The sequence below is a fragment of the Massilia sp. CFBP 13721 genome (assembly GCF_014842025.1).
In the GTDB taxonomy this organism is placed as follows: domain Bacteria; phylum Pseudomonadota; class Gammaproteobacteria; order Burkholderiales; family Burkholderiaceae_D; genus Telluria.
This window is the reverse complement of sequence record NZ_JACYUY010000014.1, coordinates 108,688-131,743: the sequence shown is the minus strand read 5'-3', so window position 1 is coordinate 131,743 and position 23,056 is coordinate 108,688. Positions and strand designations below refer to the sequence as shown.

Here is a 23,056-nt window from a genome sequence, read left to right as displayed (position 1 = left end):
CACACCTTTTTGCAACACTCAACTGACTGTTGAGCCGGGCCAGACGCGCCTCTTGCGCGCCACCGTAGGTTGGCAGTTTCCCTTCTTGCGGAGTCAAGATGCGCGCCTGGTACCGAGTGTTGACCTTCCTCTCTCTTTCCCTGTGCGCCTGCGCCGCCGCGGCGCAAACGGTCGTCTCCGCGTTCTCGCCCGAAGGCCCTGTGAAAGGCGTGCGCCAGGTCACGGCGCGCTTCTCGAACCAGATGGTCGCCTTTGGCGACCCGCGCGCCGCCGACCCTTTCAGCGCCGACTGCACCGAGAAGGGAAGCGGACGCTGGATCGACGGCACGACCTGGAGCTACGACTTCGAACGCGACGTCCCCGGCGCCGTCGCCTGCACGTTCACACTGCGTCCCGACGCGCGCGACCTCGCCGGCCAGCCACTCGGCGGCAAGCGCGCCTTCGCCTTCAACACCGGCGGCCCGTCGATCGTGCGCGCGCTGCCGCACGAAGGCAGCCAGCAAGTCAACGAACAGCAAATCTTCCTGCTCGCACTCGATGCGCCGGCCCGCAGCAAAGACATCGAAAGCCATGCCTGGTGCCGCGCCGACGGCGTCAACGAAAAGATCGGCGTGCGCGTGCTGGCAGGAGAGGAGCGCGAGCGTGTGCTGGCGCAGCGGCGCGACTTCGTCGACCGCCACCTGACCGTGTACTGGCGTGCACGCGGCCGCACCTGGCAGGCCGCGCTGCCGCTCAAGAACAAGCTCGATGACGGCTTCCCGATCGTCGCCCTGCAATGCCGCCGTACGCTGCCGGCCGACGTCGACCTGACTCTGGTCTGGGGGGAGGGCATCGCCGCGCCGAATGGCGTCGCGGTCGACGCCGACCAGACGCTGGCCTACCGCACGCGTCCCGACTTCAGCCTGACCCTGCGCTGCGAGCGCGTCAATGCGAAAGCCGGCTGCGTGCCCTTCCTGCCGGTGTCGCTCGACTTCAGCGCGCCGGTGCCGCTGGCCGAAGCACGCAAGATCCACCTCGAGGGCGCGGGCGGCAAGCGCTTCGCGCCCACCATCGCCGACGAGGCCAAGGGCGGCTTCGTCGGCGCATTGACCTTCCCCGGACCCTTCCCGGAGCTGGCGACCTTGCAGCTGCGCCTGCCCGACGGTTTGAGGGACGACGCCGGCCGTCTGCTCACGATCCGCAAAGCGGGCGCGCTGGCGCTGCGCGTCGACCGCCAGCCGCCGCTGGTCAAATTCTCGGCGCCGTTCGGCATCATCGAAGCGCGCGGCGACCGCCTGCTGCCGGTCACGGTGCGCAACGTCGAGGCCAGGCTGGCCACAAGCGTGCGCAGCAGCGGCGCCAGCCTGCGCCTCACGCAGGAGCAGGATGTGATGGCCTGGCTCGGCAAGCTGAACGGCTATGGCGGCAGGGTGTCGACCCCGCCCGAGCAGTCCGGCGCGGCGCTGCAGAAACGGGTGCTAGGGCCGAATGCCGGCGGCGCCATCGAACGCTTCGCGCTGCCCAAGCCGAACGGACGGCGCGCCTTCGAGGTCGTCGGCATTCCGCTGCGCCAGCCGGGCTTCTACGTCGTCGAACTGGCCAGCCCGCAGCTGGGCCGCGCCATCAACGACAAGGGGCGCACCGCCTATGTGCACACGACGGCGCTGGTGACGAACCTGGCGGCGCATTTCAAGCACGGCGCCGAGTCCTCGCTGGTGTGGGTTACCTCGCTCGACAAGGGGCGGCCGGTGGCGCGCGCCCAGGTCGGCGTGCGCAGCTGCGCCGGCAAGCTGCTGTGGAGCGGCGCCACCGATGCCAACGGCGTGGCGCGCATCGCCCAGCCACTGCCACGCAGCGAATGCAGCCACGGCGGCGGCTACTTCGTCAGCGCGCGCAGCGGCGACGATGTTACGTTCACCCTGTCCGAGTGGCAGCGCGGGATCGAACCCTGGCGCTTCAACCTGAACACGGAATCGCTGGACAAGGACAGCCGCCTGGTCGCCACCGTGTTCGACCGCACGCTGCTGCGCGCCGGCGAGACCGTCCACATGAAGCATTTTTTGCGCCGCCGCGTCGGCAGCGGCCTGGCGCTGGTGAACGCGCGCGACCGGGCGCCACGCAATGTGCCCTCGATGCTGGATGAGGATGCCGCCGCCGACAAAATGCCGCGTCCATCGAAAGGCGTGCTGGTACACCAGGGCAGCGGCGACAAGGTCGCCTTCGATGTGACCTGGGATGCGGGCGGCCAGGCGCATGGCGCGTGGACGATTCCGGCCGAATCGAAGCTGGGCCAGTACGACGTCGTCATCGGCGGCCAGGTGGCCGGCAGCTTCCGCGTCGAACAGTTCCGCGTGCCGACCATGAAGGCGGTGCTCAAGGGACCGGCCGAACCCGTAGTGGCGCCGCGCAGCATCGTGCTCGACGCCCAGGTGAACTACCTGGCAGGCGGCCCGGCCGGCGGCGCGCCGGTCACATTGCGCACGGTCTCGGAACCGGCCGCGCTGCGCTTCGACGATTACGAGGGGTTTGCCTTTGCCGGCGGCGACGTCAAGGAAGGCGTCGAGCAGGAGGGGGCGCAGGACGACGGGGGCTTCGATGATGAAGGCGGCGAAGAAGAAGGGCAGCACGCGAGCGGCGAGGCCGCGCGCACCCAGCGCCTGACGCTCGACCGCGCCGGCGGCGCGCGCATGAGCGTGCCCGACCTGCCGCAGCTGGACCGGCCACGCACCCTGCTGGCCGAGCTGACCTACCAGGACGCGAATGGCGAAACGCTGACGGCGTCGATGCGCGTGCCGCTGTGGCCGTCGCGCCTGGCCGTCGGCATCAAGCAGGGCAGCTGGCTGAGCGGCGATACCATGAAATTCCAGGTCGCCGTGCTCGACGTGAAGGGCAAACCGGTCGCGGGAACCCAGGTCGAGGTCGACGTGTTCCAGCGCGTGACCTATTCGCACCGGCGGCGCCTGGTCGGCGGCTTTTATGCCTACGAAAACAGCAGCGAGATCAAGCGCATCGGCGCCGCCTGCGCCGGCGCCAGCGATGCACGCGGCCTGCTGCTGTGCGAACTGAAGGCGCCGGCCGAGGGCAACCTGATTCTGCGCGCCCGCGCTGTCGACCTTGATGGCCGCCCCAGCATGGCGCGCAGCGATGTCTGGGTGGCCGGGCGCGGCGCGCAGTGGTTCGAGGCATCCGACAACGACCGCATCGACCTGTTGCCCGTAAAACCGCGATTCGAGCCAGGCGAGCGCGCCAGCTTCCAGCTGCGCATGCCCTTCCGCGCCGCCACGGTGCTGGTGACGGTCGAGCGCGAAGGCATCCTCGACACGTATCTACGGCGCATCTCGGCCCAGGACCCGACCATCTCCCTGCCGATCAAGGCGAGCTATGCGCCGAACGTGTTCGTCTCGGCGCTGGTGGTGCGCGGGCGCGTGGCCGGTGTGCAGCCGACCGCGCTGGTCGACCTCGGCAAGCCCGCCTATAAACTCGGCATCGCGCCGGTGCGGATCGGCTGGGCGGCGCACGAATTGCACGTGCAGGTCGCCAGCGACAAGCCGGTCTATAAAGTGCGCGAGCGCGCCGCGGTGCGTGTAAAAGTCACGCGGGCCGACGGCAAGCCGCTGTCTCCTGGCGCCGAGATCGCACTGGCCGCCGTCGACGTCGGCCTGCTGGAACTGGAACCGAACGACAGCTGGAAGCTGCTCGACACCATGATGAGCGAGCGCGGCCTGCAGGTGGAAACGTCGACCGCGCAGATGCAGGTCGTCGGTAAACGCCACTTCGGCCGCAAGGCGGTCGCGCATGGCGGCGGCGGCGGGCAGAGCGCCAGCCGCGAACTGTTCGACACCCTGCTGCTGTGGCAGGGCAAGGTCAAACTCGATGCGCAGGGAGAAGCGCAGGTGACCGTGCCGCTGAACGATTCGCTGACGGGTTTCCGCATCGTGGCGGTGGCCAGCGCCGGCGCCGGCTTGTTCGGCACCGGCTCGGTCGAGGTGCGCAGCACGCAAGACCTGATGCTGATGTCCGGATTGCCGCAGCTGGTGCGCGCCGGCGACCGCTTGCGCGCCGGTTTTACTGTGCGTAATGCCTCCGAGCGCGCGCAGCAGGTGCAACTGGCGGCGCAGATGACGGCCGATGCGGGCGCGCCGCGGTCCCTGGCGGCGCAGACGGTCACGCTCGATGCCGGCGCATCGCGCGAGCTGTTCTGGGACATAACAGTGCCGCAGGCGCAAGCGCTGCGCTGGCAGGTCGATGCGAAGGGCGGGGCAGCTAGCGACAGCATCCGCATCGTGCAAAAGGTCGGCGCCGCGGTGCCGGTGCGTACGCTGCAGGCGACGCTGCTGCAGCTCGACGGGCCGAAGTCCATGCAGGTCGAGCGGCCGCTTGACGCGCTGCCCGGCTACGGCGGCGTGCGCACCACGTTCAGCCCACGCCTGGGCGGCAGCCTCGCCGGCGTACGCGACTACATGGCCGCCTATCCCTATTCCTGTTTCGAGCAGCGCACCTCGCGCGCGGTGGCGCTGCGCGACGAGAAGGAGTGGACCCAGGTCGCGGCGACCCTGCCGGCCCATCTCGACGGCGACGGCCTGGTGAAATATTTTGCATCGATGTTGGAGGGCAGAGACAGCCTCACGGCCTACATCCTGTCGGTGACGACGGAAGCCGGCTTCGCGATCGCGCCGGAAGCGCGCGAACGCATGCAGGCCGGCCTGATTGCCTTTGTCGAAGGGAAGATCGTGCGCGGCAGCGGCCTGCGCACGGGCGAGCTGGCGGTGCGCAAGCTGGCCGCATTGGAGGCGCTGTCGCGCATCGAGCCGGTACGCCAGGCATGGCTGCAATCGTTCACGGTCGAGCCGACCCTGTGGCCGACCTCGGCCATCATCGACTGGTACCTGGTGCTGCAGCGTTCGCCCGCGCTGGAGCGGCGCGACAGCCTGCTGGCCCAGGCGCAGCAGATCCTGCGCGCGCGCCTGAACCTGCAAGGCACGACGATGGGCTTTTCGACCGAGCGCAGCGACGACTGGTGGTGGCTGATGGCTTCGCCCGACGTCAACGCCAACCGCCTGCTGCTGGCCATGCTCGACAACCCGGCCTGGCAGGGCGACATGGGCCGCCTCGCGCGCGGCACGCTGGGGCGCCAGCAGAAGGGTCACTGGAGCACGACGCTGGCGAATGCCTGGGGTACGCTGGCGCTGGAAAAATTCTCGGCGAAGTTCGAGGCGCAGCCGGTCACCGGCACCAGCAGCGCCGTGCTGTCAGGCGCCGGCAAACCCGCCAGTTGGACCGGTACGGTACCAAACAGCGTGCTGCAGGCCTGGCCCGAGGGCCGCGCCCAGCTGACGCTGCGTCACGAGGGTGGCGGCAAGCCCTGGGCCACCGTGCAGAGCCTGGCGGCGGTGCCATTGAAGGCGCCGCTGTCCTCGGGTTACCGCATCGCGCGCAGCGTCACCCCGGTCGAGCAGGCCAGGGCGGGCAGCTGGGCGCGCGGCGACGTCTACCGCGTCAAGCTCGACCTCGAGGCGCAGGCCGACATGAGCTGGGTCGTGGTCGACGATCCGATTCCGGCCAGCGCCAGCATCCTCGGCACCGGCCTCGGGCGCGACGCGCAGATCGCAACGCGAAGTGAGACGCGGCGCGGCTGGGTGCAGCCGGACTTCGAGGAGCGGAGCAGCGGCGCCTTCCGCGCCTATTATTCCTGGGTCCCGAAAGGGAAGTGGAGCATCGAATACACGGTGCGCCTGAATAACGAAGGCAATTTCAACTTGCCGCCGACGCGGGTCGAGGCGATGTACAGCCCCGAGATGTTCAGCGAAGCGCCGAATGCGGCGGTGGTGGTGGGGCGCTGATGCAGAGGATGTTATTGGCGTTGTTCGTTTTGGCCAGCGCGGCCGCCGCAGCCGCCGTGCCGACCCCTGCGCAGGTGCAGGCCGCCTACCGGACATCCGATGCCCAACTGCTCGACCGCCACGGCGTGCCGATCGACGCCGTGCGCGTCGACATGCGGGTGCGGCGCCTGGCCTGGACGCCGCTGGCCGAGATATCGCCGGCGCTGGGCGCGGCGGTGCTGCAGGCCGAAGACCAGCGTTTCATGCAGCATGGTGGCGTCGACCTGCGCGCCGCCGGCCAGGCCGCCTGGGACAACCTGTTCCGCGAACGCGCGCGCGGCGCATCGACCATCACGATGCAGCTGGCGGGCCTGCTCGATGCCGAACTGCGCGCCGGCGCCGGCGGACGCTCGTGGACTCAGAAGTGGAACCAGGCACTCGCCGCGCGCGAGATCGAGGCCGGCTGGAGCAAGCGGCAAATCCTCGAGGCTTACCTGAACTTGGCCAGCTTTCGCGGCGAGCTGCAGGGCGTACGCGCGGCATCCAATGCCCTGTTCGGCAAGCTGCCCTCGGGACTGGACCAGGCCGAGTCAACCATCCTGGCCGCACTCCTGCGCGGACCCGGCGCCGCGCCGCGGGCGGTGGCGCGGCGTGCCTGTGCGCTGGCGCTGGAACTGAAATCGCAGGCCGGCTGCGCCAGCATCGAATGGCAAACCGAGGTGGCCCTGGGCCGGCCGCTGGCGCAGCCGCAGCAGCCGCTGGCGCGCCAGGCCGCGCGCAGGCTGCTGGGCGAGGCCGGACTGTCCGGCCCCAGCACGCTCGACGCCGGCCTGCAGCGCTTCGCACTGGACTCCCTGCGCCGCCACCTGCGCGCATTGGCCGAACGCAACGCCGGCGACGGCGCAGTGGTCGTGATCGACAACGCCAGCGGGGAAGTGCTGGCCTATGTCGGCAATGCTGGCAACAGCGAAGTCGACGGCGTGCTGGCGCTGCGCCAGGCCGGTTCGACCCTGAAACCCTTCCTGTACGAGCTGGCGCTGGAGGGACGCCTGTTGACGGCGGCCTCGCTGCTCGACGACAGTCCGGTCGATATCGCCGCCGGCGCCGGCATGTACGTGCCGCAGAATTACGACCGCCAGTTCAAGGGCTATGCCAGCGTGCGCACCAGCCTGGCCAGTTCGCTCAACATCCCGGCAGTGCGCACGCTGCTGCTGACGGGGCTGGAGCGCTTTTACGAGCGCCTGCAGGGACTTGGCCTGGATTCGCTTACCGAAGACGCGCAATTCTACGGCCCCTCGCTGGCGCTCGGCTCGGCCGACGTGTCGCTGCTGGAACTGGCCAACGCGTATCGGACGCTGGCGAACGGCGGCCTGCAGGGACCGGTCACCTTGCGCCCGCGTGCGCCGCCGGCTGGGCGGCGCGTGCTCGACGCCGGCGCCAGCTTCATCGTCGGCGACATCCTGGCCGACCGCGGCGCGCGCAGCCCGACCTTTGGCCTGCGCAGCGAACTGGCCACCGCCTACTGGAGCGCGGTAAAAACCGGCACCAGCAAGGACATGCGCGACAACTGGTGCCTGGGCTATTCGGACCGCTACACGGTCGGCGTCTGGGTCGGCAATTTCGACGGCCAGCCGATGTGGGACGTGTCCGGCGTCTCCGGCGCGGCCCCGGTCTGGCGCGACGTGATGGATTACCTGCACCGCGACCGCCCGGGCCGGCAGGGTGCGGCGCCGCGCGCGCTTCTGCGGCGCGAGGTGCGTTTTATTCCGGCGCATGAGCCGCCGCGGCCGGAATGGTTCCTGGCCGGGACCGAGAGCGCCGTCGTGGAGGCGGTGCCGGCCGCGCGGCGCGCGCCGCGCATCGTGTATCCGCTTGACGGCAGCATCATCGCGCTCGATCCGGACATCCCCGCGCAGCTGGAGCGCATCGTGTTGCGCGCACAGGCCGGGAATGGCCTGCGCTGGCGCATCGACGGCGCCGATGCCGGCGCGGCCGACGCGGCGCTCGCCTGGCGTCCGCTGCCGGGCGAACACCGGCTCGAACTGGTCGAGGACGACGGCAAGGTGGTCGCCGTCAGCCGCTTCGAGGTGCGCGGCAATCGCCGGCCCGATGGCGAGGACGGCTAGCCAGGACCTAGTTGAGCGCTGCCGCCCCACGCCGCTCGGCCACTTCCTGCAGCACGGCGTGCACGTGCTCCAGGTTGGCCGGTTTCGTCAGATGCGCGTCGAAGCCGGCGGCGGACGAGCGTGCGCGGTCTTCCAGCGCGCCCCAGCCGGTGAGGGCGACCAGGGTCGCCTGCGCCATGCCGTCGATCCGGCGCAAGGCTTGCGCGACGTCGTGGCCGCTCTGGTCGGGCAGGCCGATGTCGAGGAAGACGACATCCGGGCGCAGCCGCGCAGCCGCAGCCAGCGCCGCGCCGCCGTCGTGCGCGATCTCCACCGCGTGGCCGTTCATCTCCAGCAGGGCGCCCAGCATGTGCGCGGCGTCGACGTTGTCGTCGACCACGAGGATGTGCAAGCCTGCCATCGCCGGCGCGCTGGCCGCTGCTGCCGCGACCGGTGCGGTGTCCGGCGTATCCTCCCCCGCCAGCGATCCGCACGGCAGCACGACGGTAAAGCAGCTGCCTTGTTTCAGGCCCGCGCTCTGCGCGCTCACGCGCCCGCCATGCAGTTCGACCAGGCGCTTGACCAGGTTCAGGCCGACGCCCAGGCCGCCCTGGGCCATGGCGGCGCCTTCCTGCGCCTGCGCATACATGTCGAAGATCAGCGGCAGCATCTCGGGAGCGATGCCGATGCCGTTATCCGCCACGCTCAGCACGGCCTCGCCGCCCAGCAGCTGCGCGCGCACCGTGATCTGGCCGCCGGCCGGCGTGTACTTCGCGGCGTTGTTGACCAGGTTGTTGAGCACTTGCGCGATGCGGTGGCGGTCGACGTGCAGCAGCACCGGCTGGTCCGGCAGCGCGAGCGCGAGTCGGTGCGCGCCGGCGGTCACCAGCGGCATGCTCATCTCGACCGCGTCCTTGACCACGTCGGCCAGCGCCACCTGGCTGCGGCGCAGCTCGACCTTGCCCTCGGACAGGCGCGCCATGTCGAGCAGGTCGTCGACCAGGTGCACCATGTGGTCGACCTGGCGCTTGATCATGCCCTGCACCTTGCCCGACTGCGCCGCCGACGGATTCACGCGCATCAGCTCGAGGCCGGTGCGGATCGGCGCCAGCGGGTTGCGCAACTCGTGCGCAAGGGTGTACAGGAACTCGCTTTGCATGCGGTTCTTCTTCTGCAGTTCCTCCTCGGCTTCGGTGCGCGCATGCACGTCGGTCACGGTGCCGACATAGCCGCGCAACAGCCCGTCGTCGCCGAAGCGCGGCGTGCCGGCATCGATGAACCAGCGGTAGGCGCCGTCATGGCGGCGCAGGCGGTAATCGATGTGGAACGGCGCTGCTTCCGCGGCGGCGGCCAGGAAGGTGTCGCGGGTGCGCGGCAAGTCGTCCGGATGCACGTTCTCGAGCCAGCCCAGGCCCTGGTCCTGCTCCCAGCTGCGCCCGGTGTATTCGTACCAGCGCCGGCTCAGGTAAGTGCACAGGTTGTTCTCGTCGGTTGTCCACAGCATCACCGGCGCCACGTCCACCAGCGTATGGAAGTAGGACTCGCGCATGGCCGAGGCCTGCAGCTGCTGGCGCCGTTCGCGGCCCAGCTGCACCTGGCGCTGCACGCGCGCCAGCAATTCGGCGGCGGCGAAGGGTTTGACGAGATAGTCGTCGGCGCCGGCCTGCAAGCCTTCGACCTTGGCTTCCTCGCCGGCGCGCGCCGACAGCAACATCACCGGCAGGTCGCGCAGGGTATCGTGCGCACGGATGCGCGCAATCAGACCGAAGCCGTCGAGCTTCGGCATCATCACGTCGCTCAGCAGCAGGTCGGGCGGATCGCGCAGCAGCAACTCGAACGCCGCTTCGCCATCGGCGCAGACGGTCACCTCGGCATGCGGATCGAGCAGCGCCTTCAAATAGGCGCGCATGTCGTTGTTGTCGTCGGCGATCAGGATGCGCGGCAGCGGCGCGGCCGGCAGCAGCAGGGTGCCGGCGGGGGCAGTACGCGCGCTCGCAGACGCTTCTTCGTCGGGCAGCCAGCGCAGCGCTTCCTCGACGAAGGCGGCGCCCATGCGCTGCGCCAGCACAGGTTCGGCGGCGGCGTCGACGAGCCGTTCTTCGGGCAGGTGCGCATGGCCGAAGGGCAGGTCGACGTCGAAGCGGGTGCCTTGTCCCTCGACGCTGTGCACGGCGATGGTGCCGCCATGCAGGCGCACCAGCTCCTGGATCAGTGCCAGGCCGATGCCGGTGCCTTCATAAGTACGGCCCGGCGTGCCTTCGATGCGGTGGAAGCGCTCGAACACACGTGGCAGTTCGGCGTGCGGGATGCCGCTGCCGGTATCGATCACCGACAGGCGCACCATGTCCGCGTGCCGGCGCAGGGTAATGGCAACGCTGCCCGCGAGCGTGAATTTGAAGGCGTTCGACAGCAGATTAAAAACGATCTTTTCCCACATGTCGCGGTCGACCCAGACCGGCTCGCCCGGATCCTGTAAATCGACCTCGTAGCGCAGGCCGCCCTTGGCCATGGCCGATTCGAACACGCTGGCAAGATCGGCGGTGAGGCGCGCCAGGTCGGTCGCGACATAGGTCGCCTGCACCCGGCCCGCTTCGATGCGCGAAAAATCGAGCAGCGAATTTACCAGTTTTAGCAAGCGCAGCGCATTGCGGTGGGTGAGGTCGACGCGCTTGCGCTGCACCGGGCCGAGTGGCTCGCTCGGGTCGGCCAGGGCGTCGTCGAGCGGCCCCAGGATCAGCGTCAGCGGCGTGCGGAACTCGTGCGAGACGTTGGAAAAGAAGGCGGTCTTGGCGCGGTCGATCTGCGCCAGCTCCTCCGCGCGGCGCTGTTCCTTTTCATAGGCGACGACGTTGCCGACGGCGGTGTTCAAGGCTGCACCCAGCAGGTCGTAGTAACCGAGGTAGTCGGCATCGAGTGCGCGCGCGGCGCTCACGCCGGCCACGGCGAAGCCGAACAGGTCTGCCTGGCCGGGCAGGGCGATCGGCAGCACCAGCGCCGTATCGGGCGCCGCCGCGTAGCTGCCGCAAGGCGTGGCGCCGAAGCGCGGCGCCAGCCCATCGATGCGCTGCACCGCGCCGGATTGCGCGCTGCGGGCAAAAGGCCAGCAGGCGTCGTCCAGGTCGAGGCTCGCCGGCGCCAGCGCCGGGTGGGCGTCGAGGCCGGCGCTGCTGCACAGTTGCAGCGTGCCGTCGCCGTCGATCCGGTACACCAGTAGGAAGGGCAGGTCCAGCGCCATATTGGCGTGCTCGGCCGCGATGCCGCGTCCGATCTCGTCGAGGGTGCGGGCGTCGGCGATGTCGACGCTCAGGTCGCGCAGGCCGTGCGTGCGGCGCGCATTCAGCACCGTCGCCGTCGACTCGGTGATCGGGTGGAAGATGCCGCCGACTTCGCCCGACTCGTCGCGGATCGGCGAAAACGAGAAGGTCATGAAGGCTTCCTCGAGATAGCCGAGGCGGTCGAGGAACATGCGCTGGTCCTTGATGTAGGCGCCTTCTCCTTGATGGGCGCGGTCGAAGGCGTCGCCCACCACTGGCAGCGCGCTGGCCCAGATTTCCTTGAACGGCGCACCCATCGCCTGCGGATGCAGGTCGCCGCAGATCGGGCGGTAGGCGTCGTTGTAGATCTGGATGTCGTCGGGCCCCCAGGCGACCAGGATCGGGAAGGTCGACGACAGGCACAGGCTGACCGAGGTGCGCAGGCTCTGCGGCCAGTCCTGCAGCGGACCGAGCGGCGTTGTCGACCAGTCCATCGCCCGGATCAGCGCGCCCATTTCTCCGCCGCCGGCAAGCCAGCCGAGGTCGTCGTTTACAGCTGGTGAAGGAGGAAGTGGGGACATGGCAAGGGAGCTTGAATTGTGGAGAAATACCGAAATCAGCTGCGTATTTTATGCTAACTCAGCATTATTTATCGAAATCTCCGCAGCGCGCTGGTGTTGTCACGCAACAAATGGCGCCGCGTGCCGCAGCTCAGGCGCGCCGGATCCGCGGCGACCCGTCCGCGACGGCAAAGGCGGCCGCCTGCGACTGTCCGCTGCGCGCATCGCGCACGTCGTCGAGCGCCATGAAGCGCGCCTGCGCGGATTGCGGCGTCAGCTCTACCAGCATGTAGCCGCGGCGGTCGCTGCGTCCGTACAGCATGTGCGGATTGCGCTCGACGTTTTCCTGGGTGCGCGCCTGCGGCCGCGAACTCGAGGTGACGGACGTACCGCACAGTTCCGCGGCGACAACCGGATTCGCGCGCGACACTGGCCGATTGAAATCGCGCCTTAATTCGCTCGCATAAAAGGTGTGCACGTCGCCCGCCAGCACCAGCGGATTGTTCGCACCGCTACGCACCAGCGTATCGAGCAAACGCCGGCGCGCCACCGGATAGCCATCCCAGCCATCGGTCCAGAAGCGGCCATCGTCGGGCGCGCGCACCGGCACCCCGCTCGATTGCGCCAGCGGTGTCTGCTGGGCCAGGATGTTCCAGTGCGCGCGCGAGGACGACAGCCCCTGCGCCAGCCAGGCTTCCTGTTCGCCACCGAGCATCGTGCGCCGCGGGTCGCGCAGTTCGGCGCAGGCGCGCGCCAGCACCACGTTCGAGCCGCCGCGGCCTGGTTTCGGGCAGGGCAGCGGTGAGCGGTACTGGCGGTTGTCGAGCACATGGAAGCGTGCCAGCCGGCCCCAGTCATGGCGCTGGAACATGCGCATGGCGCCGAAGCGGCCGGGGCGCGGCGGGGCCAGGCGCAGCGGCATGTGTTCATAAAACGCTTGATACGCTGCCGCGCGCCGCGCGGCGAAGTCGGCCGACAGCCGCTCGTCGATGTCGCCGGCGTAGTCGTTGGCGACTTCGTGGTCGTCCCAGGTGACGATCCAGGGCGCGGCGCGGTGCGCGCTTTGCAGGTCAGGGTCGCTTTTGTATTGCGCATAGCGCGCGCGGTACTGCGCCAGCGTGAACGATTCGTCGCTGCGGATCGCCCGCGCCGGATGGCGCAGTTGATACGGTCCCCACTCGTAGATGTAATCGCCCAGGAAGGCGACCAGGTCGGGCGCGGCGGCGGCGATGTGGCGATGCGCGGCGTAGTGGCCGAACTCCCAGTGCTGGCAAGAAGCGACCGCGATTTTCAATGACCCGGGCAGCGCGTCGGCCGCTGGCGCGGTGCGGGTACGGCCGACCGGGCTGACGGCGTTGCCCAGCATGAAGCGGTACCAGTACCAGTGCGCCGGCCGTAAACCCGTCGCATCGACGTGCACGCTATGCGCCAGCTCGGGCGCCGCCACCGCGCTGCCCTGCGCCACCACCTTGCGGAACGCCTCGTCTTCGGCCACTTCCCAGCGCACCGTCAGCGCGATCGCCGGACTTGACGCCGCGTTCAGCGGATCGGGCAGGATACGGGTCCAGAGGATGACCGCATGCGGCAGCGGCGAGCCGGAAGCAACGCCGAGCGAGAAGGGATACGTATTGCCTGCGGCGGCGGTACTGAAAGCGGCGCCGCTTGTCGCCGCGGCCGCCAGGCGCGCCGCGTCGAGCAGGAAGCTGCGGCGCGTTTCTTTCACTGATGCGAGATCAGCGATTCGATCGGCGGCAGCTGGCGCGGCTTGCGGTCGGGGCCGGTGGCGACATAGGTCAGCGTCGCCTCGGTGACTTTGACGATGTTCGACTGCAGGCGGTTGCGCTCGGCATACACCTCGACGTACACGGTGATCGAGGTATTGCCTACCTTGACGATATCGGCGTAAAACGACAGCAGGTCGCCGACGAACACCGGGTTCTTGAACAGGAAGGAATTCACCGCGATGGTGGCGACGCGGCCATTGGCGCGGCGCGTGGCCGGCAGCGAACCGGCGATGTCGACCTGCGCCATGATCCAGCCACCGAAGACGTCGCCATACACGTTCGCATCGGGCGGACCCGGCATCACGCGCAGCTGCGGCATTTTCCCTTCCGGCAGACGGTTGGTGCTGGTGTCGCTGTGGGCGGGGGCGGGGTTTTCTGGCGTGGTCATCTTGAATTCTCGTGAAAAGCTACAATCGTCCCGAATTGAACCATAGATCCCGGATCCCTGCCATGCGACGCTCTTCCACCAGTCCTCCTCCTCCGCCCGACGGTATCCAGCGGCAGCGTACGGACTGGGCCACCCTGAAAACCCTGTTTCCCTATCTGTGGGTCTACAAATGGCGCGTGATCGCCGCGCTCGGTGCGCTGATCGGCGCCAAGATGGCCAACGTCGGCGTGCCGCTGGTGCTGAAACAGCTGATCGACCAGCTGGCGATCGACCCCGCCCACCCGCAGGCGCTGCTGGTGCTGCCGCTCGGCGCGCTGGTCGCCTACGGCTTGCTGCGCCTGTCGACCACGGTGTTTACCGAGCTGCGCGAATTCCTGTTCGCGCGCGTCACGCAGCGCGCGGTGCGCACCATCGCCCTGCGCGTGTTCCGCCATCTGCACGCGCTGTCGCTGCGCTTTCACCTGAACCGCCAGACCGGCGGCATGACGCGCGATATCGAACGCGGCACGCGCGGCGTGAATTCGCTGATCTCGTACTCGCTGTTCAACGTGCTGCCGACCCTGGTCGAGATCACGCTGGTGCTGGGTTACCTGGTGTTCAACTACGACAAGTGGTTCAGCATCATCACCGCCGTGGCGCTCGTTACCTACATCACGTTCACCGTGGTCGTGACCGAATGGCGTACCCACTTCCGCCGCACCATGAACGACCTCGACTCGAAGGCGAATACAAAGGCGATCGACTCGCTGATCAACTACGAGACCGTGAAATACTTCGGCAACGAGGATTACGAAGCGAAGCGCTACGACCAGGGGCTGCAAAGCTACGAGAATGCCGCGGTGCGCTCGCAGACTTCGTTATCGGTGCTGAATACGGGCCAGTCGCTGATCATCGCCACCGCCGTTACCCTGATCCTGTGGCGCGCCACCGAAGGCGTCATTGCCGGCACCATGACCCTGGGCGACCTGGTGCTGGTGAACTCGTTCATGATCCAGCTATACATCCCGCTGAACTTCCTGGGCGTGATCTACCGCGAGATCAAGCAGGCGCTGGCCGACATGGAGCGGTTGTTCGGCCTGCTCGACCAGAACCGCGAAGTGGCCGATTCGACGGGCGCGCAGCCGCTGGCCACGCGCGGCGCCAGCGTGGCGTTCTCGCACGTCGAGTTCAGCTACGAAGCCAAGCGCCAGATCCTGTTCGACGTCGACTTCGCCATCCCGGCCGGCACCACCACCGCCGTGGTCGGCCACAGCGGCTCCGGCAAGTCGACGCTGTCGCGCCTGCTGTTCCGTTTTTATGACGTGAACAAGGGATCGATCAGCATCGACGGCCAGGACATCCGCACCGTCACCCAAGCCTCGCTGCGCGCCGCGATCGGCATCGTGCCGCAGGATACGGTGCTGTTCAACGACACCATCGAATACAACATCGCTTATGGCCGGCCGGGCGCCAGCCACGACGACATCGTCGCCGCCGCACGCGCCGCCTCGATCCACGATTTTATCGAGAGCCTGCCCGACGGGTACGCGACCATGGTGGGCGAGCGTGGCCTGAAGCTGTCGGGCGGCGAGAAGCAGCGGGTGGCGATCGCACGCACCTTGCTGAAGAACCCCGCGATCCTGATTTTCGACGAGGCGACGTCGGCGCTCGATTCGAAGTCGGAGCAGGCGATCCAGGCGCAGCTGAAGGAGATCGCGAAGAACCGCACCACGCTGGTGATCGCGCACCGCCTGTCGACGATCGCCGATGCGCAGCAGATCATCGTGCTCGATCACGGCCGGATCGTCGAGCGCGGCACGCACGGCAGCCTGCTCGCGACGCAGGGGCTGTATGCGCAGATGTGGGAGCGCCAGCAGGCGCGGCCGGATGAAGAGTTGGCGAGTCCGCCGTTGGAGTTGCAGGGGGAGTGAGCGGAGGAAGGTGGCGCTGTTGCGTGGGGCGCTATCGGTTCGTTTGATCCGCGTGGGCGGAGCCCACCCTACGGGAAACGTTATCGATCCGGGTTTCGTATGATCTCGCTGTTGGCGGTGACCGTAGGGTGGGTTCCGCCCACGCGGATCTAAAACACCGATACCAAGGCAGGCAACAGCCCCACGTACCGGTGCACACCGCCTTAGTACGTACTAAACATCTTCTGAATATCGCGCGTATTGGTCGTCTTGGTCAACGCCAGCATCAACAAAATGCGCGCCTTTTGCGGCGACAGGTTATCGCCCGCCACGAAGTCGAGCTCATCGTCGTTCGCCTCGCCATTCCTCGCCACGATGCCCTGGCCGACGCGCGCCGAACGCACGATGATGACGCCCTTCTTGCGCGCGCTTGATAAGGCAGGACGCACCTTGGCCGGCAGCGAACCGTTACCGACGCCCGCGTGGATCAAGCCCTTGGCGCCCGCCGCCACCAGCGCCTCGACGGCGACCGGACCGACGTTCGCATGCGCATAGGCGATCTCCACCTGCGGCAAGACCGACAAGCCCGTCACGTCGAATTCCGTCTCGACCGTGTGCTTGCGCGTCGCCGTGCGATAGAAATACGGCTTGCCGCCCTGGATGTAACCGAGCATGCCCAGCTCCGACGCCTTGAAGGTGTCGGTGGTGGTGGTGTTGGTCTTGCTGACGTCGCGTGCGCCGTTGATCTGGTCGTTCATCGCGACCAGCACGCCGCGGCCGACCGCCTCTTGCGAGCCGGCCAGCATCACCGCGTTGTACAGGTTGATCGGGCCGTCGGCCGACAGCGCAGTGGAAGGGCGCATCGAGCCGACCACCACGACCGGCTTTTTACTTTTCACGACCAGGTTCAGGAAGTAGGCGGTTTCTTCCAGCGTGTCGGTGCCATGGGTAATGACGATGCCGTCCATGGTCGGCTGCGCCAGCAGGGTGTTGACGCGCTTGGCCAGTGCCAGCCAGTGCTCGTTGCCCATGTTTTCGCTGGCGATCTGGAACACCTGCTCGCCGCTGACGTTGGCGATCTTCGTCATCTCGGGTACGGCCTGGATCAGCGCCTGCACGCCGACGGTGGCGGCCGTGTAGCCGACGGTGGTGGTGCTGGTGGCGCCGGTGCCGGCGATGGTGCCGCCGGTGGCGAGGATGGTCACGTTCGGCAGTTTGACGGCGGCGGCCTGGGTCTGTGCCTGTGCGGCGAAGGCAAGGCACATCAGGAACCCGAACAGCGCGGTGGCCGAGCGGGCGGTTTTCTGGAACAGCATATACATCTCCTTTAACTAAAATCGGTTACGGCTTCTTGTAGACGACGCCGTCTTTCATCACGAAGGTCACGCGTTCGAGCAGTTTGACGTCGCGCAGCGGGTCGCCGTCGACGGCGACGATGTCGGCCGCGAAGCCCGGCGCCACCATGCCCAGGCGCTGTGGCTGGTCGAGCAGCAGGGCGGCGTTGATGGTCGCGGCGCGAATCGCCTCGATCGGACTCATGCCCGCTTCGACCATGTAGCCGAACTCTTTCGCATTCTCTCCGTGCGGGAACACGCCGGCGTCGGTGCCGAAGGCGATTTTTACCCCTGCCTTGTGGGCGCGCGCAAAGGTCGCCTGCAGTTGCGGGCCGATCGCGGCAGCCTTCGGGCGCACCAGTGCCGAGTAGTAGTTCGGATCTTTCGCCTTGTCGGCGACGTAGCGGCCGGCCGAAATGGTTGGTACGTACCAGTGGCCGGTCTTCTTGAACAGCGCCACGGTCTCCTCGTCCATCAGGGTGCCGTGCTCGATCGAGTCGACGCCGGCGCGCAGCGCGCGCTTCATGCCTTCGGCGCCGTGCGCGTGCGCGGCCACGCGAAAACCGTAATCTTTCGCGGTGCTGACGATGGCGCGCAATTCATCCTCGGTGTACTGCGAGTTCTGGCCATTCGCCGCCTGGCTCAGCACGCCGCCGGTGGCGGTGATCTTGATCAGGTCCGCACCTTCCTTGTAGCGCGCACGCACGGCCTGGCGCCCGCCCTCGGGACTGTCGATCACGCCTTCGCTCGGTCCCGGCGTGCCGATCGCCTCGCCCAGGAAGTGCGACAGGTTGTTGGTCGGATCGGCATGGCCGCCGGTGGTGGCAATCGATTTCCCGGCCGTGAACATGCGCGGACCAGGAATGCTGCCGGCGGCGATCGCGCGCTTCAGCGACACGTTCAGCGCCTGTTCCGCGCCGAGGTCGCGCACGGTGGTAAAACCAGCCAGCAGCGTGCGCTCGGCATATTTCACGGAGCGGTAGGCCATGTCGGCCGGGTCGGCAGTCAATCTGTCGCGGTAGGCGTCGATCGCAGGCTGGGTCTGGCTCGTGAGGTGTACGTGCATGTCGATCAGGCCGGGCAGGCAGGACTGGTTCGACAGGTCGACGTGGCCGGCGCCGGGCGCCATCGGCCCGATCGATTGGATGGTGCCGTCTTCGATCACGATGCTGACGCGCTCGCGCCAGCTGCCGCTTTTCACGTCGAGCAGGCGCCCGCAATCGACGGTCTGCGTGGCGCCATGGGCGCCGTTCAATACGAGCAGCATCGCTGCCGCGGCCAGCTGTTTCATCGGGTCGTCTCCATGCTTATTATGAAAAAAAAGGCCTCCCATCGCTGGAAGGCCTCGTGTGCGATGCGTAACGCTTAGCGCAGTGGCGACGTCGCCACGTCCTTGTGCGGCACCGGCTCTTCCAGGTCGCCTTCCCACTTGGCGACGACGGCGGTGGCGATGCCGTTGCCGATCACGTTGGTGGCCGAACGCGCCATGTCGAGGAAGTGGTCGATGCCGAGCAGGAGCAGCAGGCCCGCTTCCGGGATGTTGAACTGGGCCAGCGTGGCGGCGATCACGACCAGAGAAGCGCGCGGCACGCCGGCCATGCCCTTCGAGGTCAGCATCAGCACCAGCATCATCATGATCTGGGTCGTCAGCGGCAGTTCGATGCCGTAGGCCTGGGCGATGAAGACGGCGGCGAAGGTGCAGTACATCATCGAGCCGTCGAGGTTGAACGAATACCCGATCGGCAGGACAAAGGCGGCGAGGCGGTTCTTGACGCCGAATTTCTCCAGGCCTTCCAGGGTTTTCGGGAATGCCGCTTCCGACGACGCGCACGAGAAGGCGATCAGGGTCGGTTCCTTCAGCAGGCCGATCAGGCGCAGCACGCGCGGGCCGAGGAAGGCCATGCCGATCAGGATCAGGATTACCCACAGCAGGATGATGCCGAGGTAGAACTCGGCCATGAAGATGCCGTAGGTCGACAGCACGCCGAGGCCGCTCTTGGCGATGATGCCGGCCACCGCCGCGAACACGGCGATCGGCGCGAAGTTCATGACGTAGGCGGTCACTTTGAGCATGACGTGGGCGACGCCGTCGATGGCATCGATCATCGGCGTGGCGCGCGCGCCGACCGCGGCGGCGGCGGTGCCGAAGAACAGCGAGAACACGACAATTTGCAGGATCTCGTTCTTGGCCATGCCGTCGACGATCGAAGCGGGCACCAGGTGGGTGATGAATTCCTTCATGGTGAGACCGGTGGTGACGATGCCCGACGCCGTGCCGACCGGCGGCAGGTTGCCGGCCAGGGCCATGGCGTCGCCCGGACGGAACAGGTTCACCAGCACCAGGCCCAGCGACAGCGAGATGACCGAGGCGATCACGAACCAGCCCAGCGCCTTGATGCCGATGCGGCCGACTTCCTTGGCGTCGCCCATCTTGGCGATGCCGACCACCAGGGTCGAGAAGACCAGCGGCGCGATGATCATTTTAATCAGGCGCAGGAACAGCGTCGTCACCAGCGCCATCGTGTCGGCGAAGCCGGTAGGATTCTCGGCGTTCGCATTGACGAAGTAGCCGACAACGATCCCCAGCGCGAGGCCGATCAGGATATAGGTGGTAAGGCGATTGCGATTGTTCATTGACTGCTTCCTGTGGTCGGCTTGCGCGAATGGATTTCGATCTGATTATCTTGGCAAGTTCCGCAGTATCCTAGGGGCTGTTAGTGCTGTCAAGCACGCTCGGAAATGTGGCAGGGGTGATAAAAAATGATCGAAATTGACAAGGTCAGTAAATGGTACGGCGACTTCCAGGTGCTGGCCGAGTGCAGCACGCAGGTGGCCCGGGGCGACGTGGTGGTGGTCTGCGGCCCCTCGGGTTCCGGCAAGTCGACCCTGATCAAGACGGTGAACGGCCTGGAACCGGTGCAGGCGGGCGTGATCCGCGTCGACGGAATTACCGTCACCGACCGCAGGACCGATCTGCCCAAGCTGCGCGCCAAGATCGGCATGGTGTTCCAGAACTTCGAATTGTTCCCGCACCTGTCTGTCAGGGAGAACCTGACGCTGGCGCAGGTAAAAGTGCTCGGGCGCGGGAAAAATGAAGCGATCGAGCGCGGCCTGCGCTACCTCGACCGGGTCGGCCTGCTGGCGCACCAGGACAAGTTCCCGGCCCAGCTTTCGGGCGGCCAGCAGCAGCGCGTGGCGATCGCGCGCGCGCTGGCGATGGACCCGGTGGCGATGCTGTTCGACGAACCGACCTCCGCCCTCGACCCGGAAATGATCGGCGAAGTGCTGGAGGTGATGGTCAAGCTCGCCCAGGACGGCATGACGATGATGGTCGTGACCCACGAAATGGGCTTTGCGCGCAAGGTCGCCGACCGCATCGTTTTCATGGACCACGGCCGCATCGTCGAAGACAGCCCGACCGCGCAGTTCTTCAGCGCGCCGAGTTCGGAACGGGCGCGCGAATTCCTGGCCAAAATTATTCATTGAGTCGTTTTTCGTAGGTCGTTCGGTTCCAGTGATATGATCGAGCCGACTGCCTTGGACGCCCTGACCGCTCTTGCCGTACTGGACCGGAGGACATCATGGAACGAATCGCTGTCACTGCACTGCTGGCGCTGCTGGGGGCCGCTTTTCCCCATGCCGACGCCCAGGAAGCGACCGGCACCCTCGCCAAGCTGAAGCGAACCGGCACCATCACCCTTGGCGTGCGCGACGGTTCCGTGCCTTTTTCCTATCTCGACGACCAGCAGCGCTACATCGGCTACTCGGTCGACCTGTGCCTGAAGGTGGTCGATGCGCTGCGCGCGCAGCTGGCGCTACCCGGGCTGAAGGTCAAGATGAACCCGGTCACCTCGGCCAACCGCATCCCGCTCATCGCCAACGGCACCATCGACCTCGAATGCGGTTCGACCACCAACAACCGCGAGCGCCAGCAGCAGGCCGCCTTTGCGCCGACCATGTTCGTCGTCGCCAATCGCCTGCTGTCGAAGAAATCCTCCGGCATCCGCAGCCTGGCCGACATGAAGGGCAAGACGCTGGTCGTCACCGCCGGCACCACCGGCCAGAAGCTGATGACGGTCCTGAACGCGCAGCGCCGGCTGGGCATGAAGATCGTGGTCGGCAAGGACCATCCCGAATCCTTCCTCATGCTCGACACCGGGCGCGCCCAGGCCTTTGCCAACGACGATGTCCTGCTCGCCGCGCAGGTAGCCGCTGCGCGCGCGCCGGGCGACTACCAGCTCTCGGCCGAGGCGCTGTCGGTGGAGCCCTACGCGATCATGATGCGGCGCGGCGACCCGCAGTTCAAGGCCGCGGTCGACAGCGCGTTGCACAAGTTCTATGGGTCCGGCCAGATGGCGGCCACCTATGCCAGGTGGTTCACGCGCCCGATTCCGCCACGGGACATCAACCTCAATTTCCCCATGTCGCCGGCGCTGAAGGCCGTGATCGCCAAGCCCACCGATTCCGCCGACCCGGCGGCGTACGCACTCCGATAGGACATTCATCGGTGCCCGATGAACTCCCACTGGAACTGGCACATCTGCTGGCAGATGTCGCCCGACGGTACGCATACCTACCTCGAGACGCTGCTCGCCGGCCTCGGCTGGACGATCGCCACCGCGCTGTCGGCCTGGGTCATGGCGCTCGTCCTCGGCATTGCGGTGGGCGTTGCCCGCACCTTGCCGCAGCGCGCGCTGCGCGCACTCGGCAAGGCCTGGGTGGAACTGTTTCGCAACATTCCCCTGCTGGTGCAGATGTTCCTGTGGTTTTTCGTGCTGCCCGAACTGCTGCCGACGCCGGTGGGCGACTGGCTCAAGGCCTTGCCCGATGCACCCTTCGTCACCGCCGTCGTCTGCCTGGGCTGTTTCACGTCGGCGCGCGTGGCGGTGCAGGTGGCGGCCGGCATCGAAGCCCTGTCCGGCGGGCAAAGGCTGGCTGCCGTCGCGCTGGGGCTGCGCCTGGGGCAGGTGTACCGGCTGGTCCTGTTGCCGCTCGGCTTGCGCATCATCCTGCCGCGGCTGACCAGCGAATTCCTGAACATCATCAAGAACAGCTCGGTTGCCCTGACCATCGGGCTGGTGGAGCTGACGGCCAGTGCGCGCGCGATGCAGGAATTCTCGTTCCAGGTGTTCGAAGCCTTCAGCGCCGCGACCCTCATCTATGTGGCCGTCAACCTGCTGGCGTTGGCGCTGATGCGCGCACTGGAGCGCCGCGCTGCACTGCCTGGGACCGCCTGACATGTTCGCCGACTTCGACGTCGACGTCATCGCGCGCTCCTGGCCCTACCTGCTGCGGGTCGGGATGGTCTTCACGCTGCAACTGACGGCGCTGGCCATGCTGGGCGGCGTGGTGCTGGGCACGGTGCTGGCGCTGATGCGCACCTCGCGCATCCGGCCGCTGGCGCTCGCGGCCGGCGCCTACGTGAACCTGGTGCGCTCGGTGCCGCTGGTGCTGGTGATCTTCTGGTTTTACTTCCTGGTGCCCTACATGGCGGCGTGGGCGATCGGCGCCGCCGAGCCGGTGCGGGTGGGGGCGTTCTGGTCGGCGCTGGTCACGTTTACGCTGTTCGAGTCGGCCTACTATTGCGAGATCATGCGCAGCGGCATTGCTTCGGTGCCGCGCGCACAGGCATGGGCGGCGCAGGCGCTGGGCATGGAGTACCGCCAGACCATGCGCCACGTGGTGCTGCCGCAGGCGTTGCGCAACATGCTCCCGCTGCTGCTGACCCAGACCATCGTGCTGTTCCAGGACGTGTCGCTGGTGTACGTGCTGTCGATCCCGGATTTTGTCGGCGCCGCCAGCAAGGTCGCGCAGCGCGACGGACGGCTGGTGGAGATGTACCTGTTCGTGGCGGTGGTGTATTTCGTACTGTGTTATGCCCTGTCGCGGCTGGTCGAGCGCCTGCAAGCGCCTCGGTCCGCATGCAAGGGGTAAAATGACGCCG

The 23,056-nt window shown here is 67.4% G+C and carries 13 protein-coding genes; 7 read left to right on the top strand and 6 right to left on the bottom strand.

Going from position 1 to position 23,056, the window contains the following annotated elements:
• The first annotated feature begins 98 nt into the window (after positions 1-98).
• Entirely contained in the window at positions 99-5,819 is a 5,721-nt protein-coding gene (locus tag IFT60_RS15080; protein WP_192052905.1) for an alpha-2-macroglobulin family protein, read from the top strand.
• A gap of 8 nt (positions 5,820-5,827) precedes the next feature.
• A complete protein-coding gene (gene pbpC / locus IFT60_RS15075; RefSeq protein ID WP_229510884.1) occupies positions 5,828-7,924 on the top strand; it encodes a penicillin-binding protein 1C in 2,097 nt (698 codons plus the stop codon).
• A 7-nt stretch (positions 7,925-7,931) separates the two neighbouring features.
• On the opposite strand, the gene IFT60_RS15070 is transcribed toward pbpC, so the two are convergent.
• The 3 genes from IFT60_RS15070 to IFT60_RS15060 form a co-directional block, all read right to left on the bottom strand.
• Positions 7,932-11,738 (bottom strand): ATP-binding protein, encoded by a 3,807-nt coding sequence (locus tag IFT60_RS15070; protein ID WP_192052901.1) that lies wholly within the window; start codon positions 11,736-11,738, stop codon positions 7,932-7,934.
• Positions 11,739-11,868: 130 nt separating this feature from the next.
• Positions 11,869-13,440 (bottom strand): alkaline phosphatase D family protein, encoded by a 1,572-nt coding sequence (locus IFT60_RS15065; protein WP_192052899.1) that lies wholly within the window; start codon positions 13,438-13,440, stop codon positions 11,869-11,871.
• The gene (locus tag IFT60_RS15060; protein ID WP_192052897.1) at positions 13,437-13,889 is read right to left on the bottom strand and encodes an acyl-CoA thioesterase; all 453 of its coding nucleotides are present in this window, start codon (positions 13,887-13,889) and stop codon (positions 13,437-13,439) included. The genes IFT60_RS15065 and IFT60_RS15060 overlap by 4 nt, the downstream gene beginning before the upstream one ends.
• A 62-nt stretch (positions 13,890-13,951) precedes the next feature.
• On the opposite strand from IFT60_RS15060, the gene IFT60_RS15055 reads away from it, so the two are divergent.
• Positions 13,952-15,799 carry an ABCB family ABC transporter ATP-binding protein/permease gene (locus tag IFT60_RS15055; protein WP_192052895.1) on the top strand — a complete coding sequence of 616 codons (1,848 nt, stop codon included), beginning with the start codon at positions 13,952-13,954 and terminating at the stop codon, positions 15,797-15,799.
• A 203-nt stretch (positions 15,800-16,002) separates the two neighbouring features.
• Here IFT60_RS15055 and IFT60_RS15050 read toward each other — a convergent pair whose 3' ends face one another.
• The 3 genes from IFT60_RS15050 to IFT60_RS15040 form a co-directional block, all read right to left on the bottom strand.
• Positions 16,003-17,094, bottom strand: coding sequence for a type II asparaginase (locus IFT60_RS15050; RefSeq protein WP_192052893.1), 1,092 nt, complete (start codon positions 17,092-17,094; stop codon positions 16,003-16,005).
• 25 nt (positions 17,095-17,119) lie between these two features.
• Entirely contained in the window at positions 17,120-18,403 is a 1,284-nt protein-coding gene (locus IFT60_RS15045) for a metal-dependent hydrolase family protein (protein WP_192052891.1), read from the bottom strand.
• Between the two features lie 74 nt (positions 18,404-18,477).
• Complete coding sequence (locus tag IFT60_RS15040) at positions 18,478-19,746, bottom strand: dicarboxylate/amino acid:cation symporter (protein ID WP_192052888.1); 1,269 nt, start codon at positions 19,744-19,746, stop codon at positions 18,478-18,480.
• Between the two features lie 126 nt (positions 19,747-19,872).
• On the opposite strand from IFT60_RS15040, the gene IFT60_RS15035 reads away from it, so the two are divergent.
• The 4 genes from IFT60_RS15035 to IFT60_RS15020 all read left to right on the top strand — a co-directional run bounded on the left by IFT60_RS15035 (position 19,873) and on the right by IFT60_RS15020 (position 23,046).
• A complete protein-coding gene (locus tag IFT60_RS15035; protein WP_192052886.1) occupies positions 19,873-20,598 on the top strand; it encodes an amino acid ABC transporter ATP-binding protein in 726 nt (241 codons plus the stop codon).
• 95 nt (positions 20,599-20,693) lie between these two features.
• Entirely contained in the window at positions 20,694-21,608 is a 915-nt protein-coding gene (locus tag IFT60_RS15030; protein ID WP_192052884.1) for a transporter substrate-binding domain-containing protein, read from the top strand.
• A gap of 18 nt (positions 21,609-21,626) precedes the next feature.
• Positions 21,627-22,349, top strand: coding sequence for an amino acid ABC transporter permease (locus IFT60_RS15025; protein WP_192052882.1), 723 nt, complete (start codon positions 21,627-21,629; stop codon positions 22,347-22,349).
• 1 nt (position 22,350) lies between these two features.
• On the top strand, positions 22,351-23,046 hold the full coding sequence (locus IFT60_RS15020; protein WP_192052880.1) for an amino acid ABC transporter permease: 696 nt from the start codon (positions 22,351-22,353) through the stop codon (positions 23,044-23,046).
• The last annotated feature ends 10 nt before the right edge of the window (positions 23,047-23,056 follow it).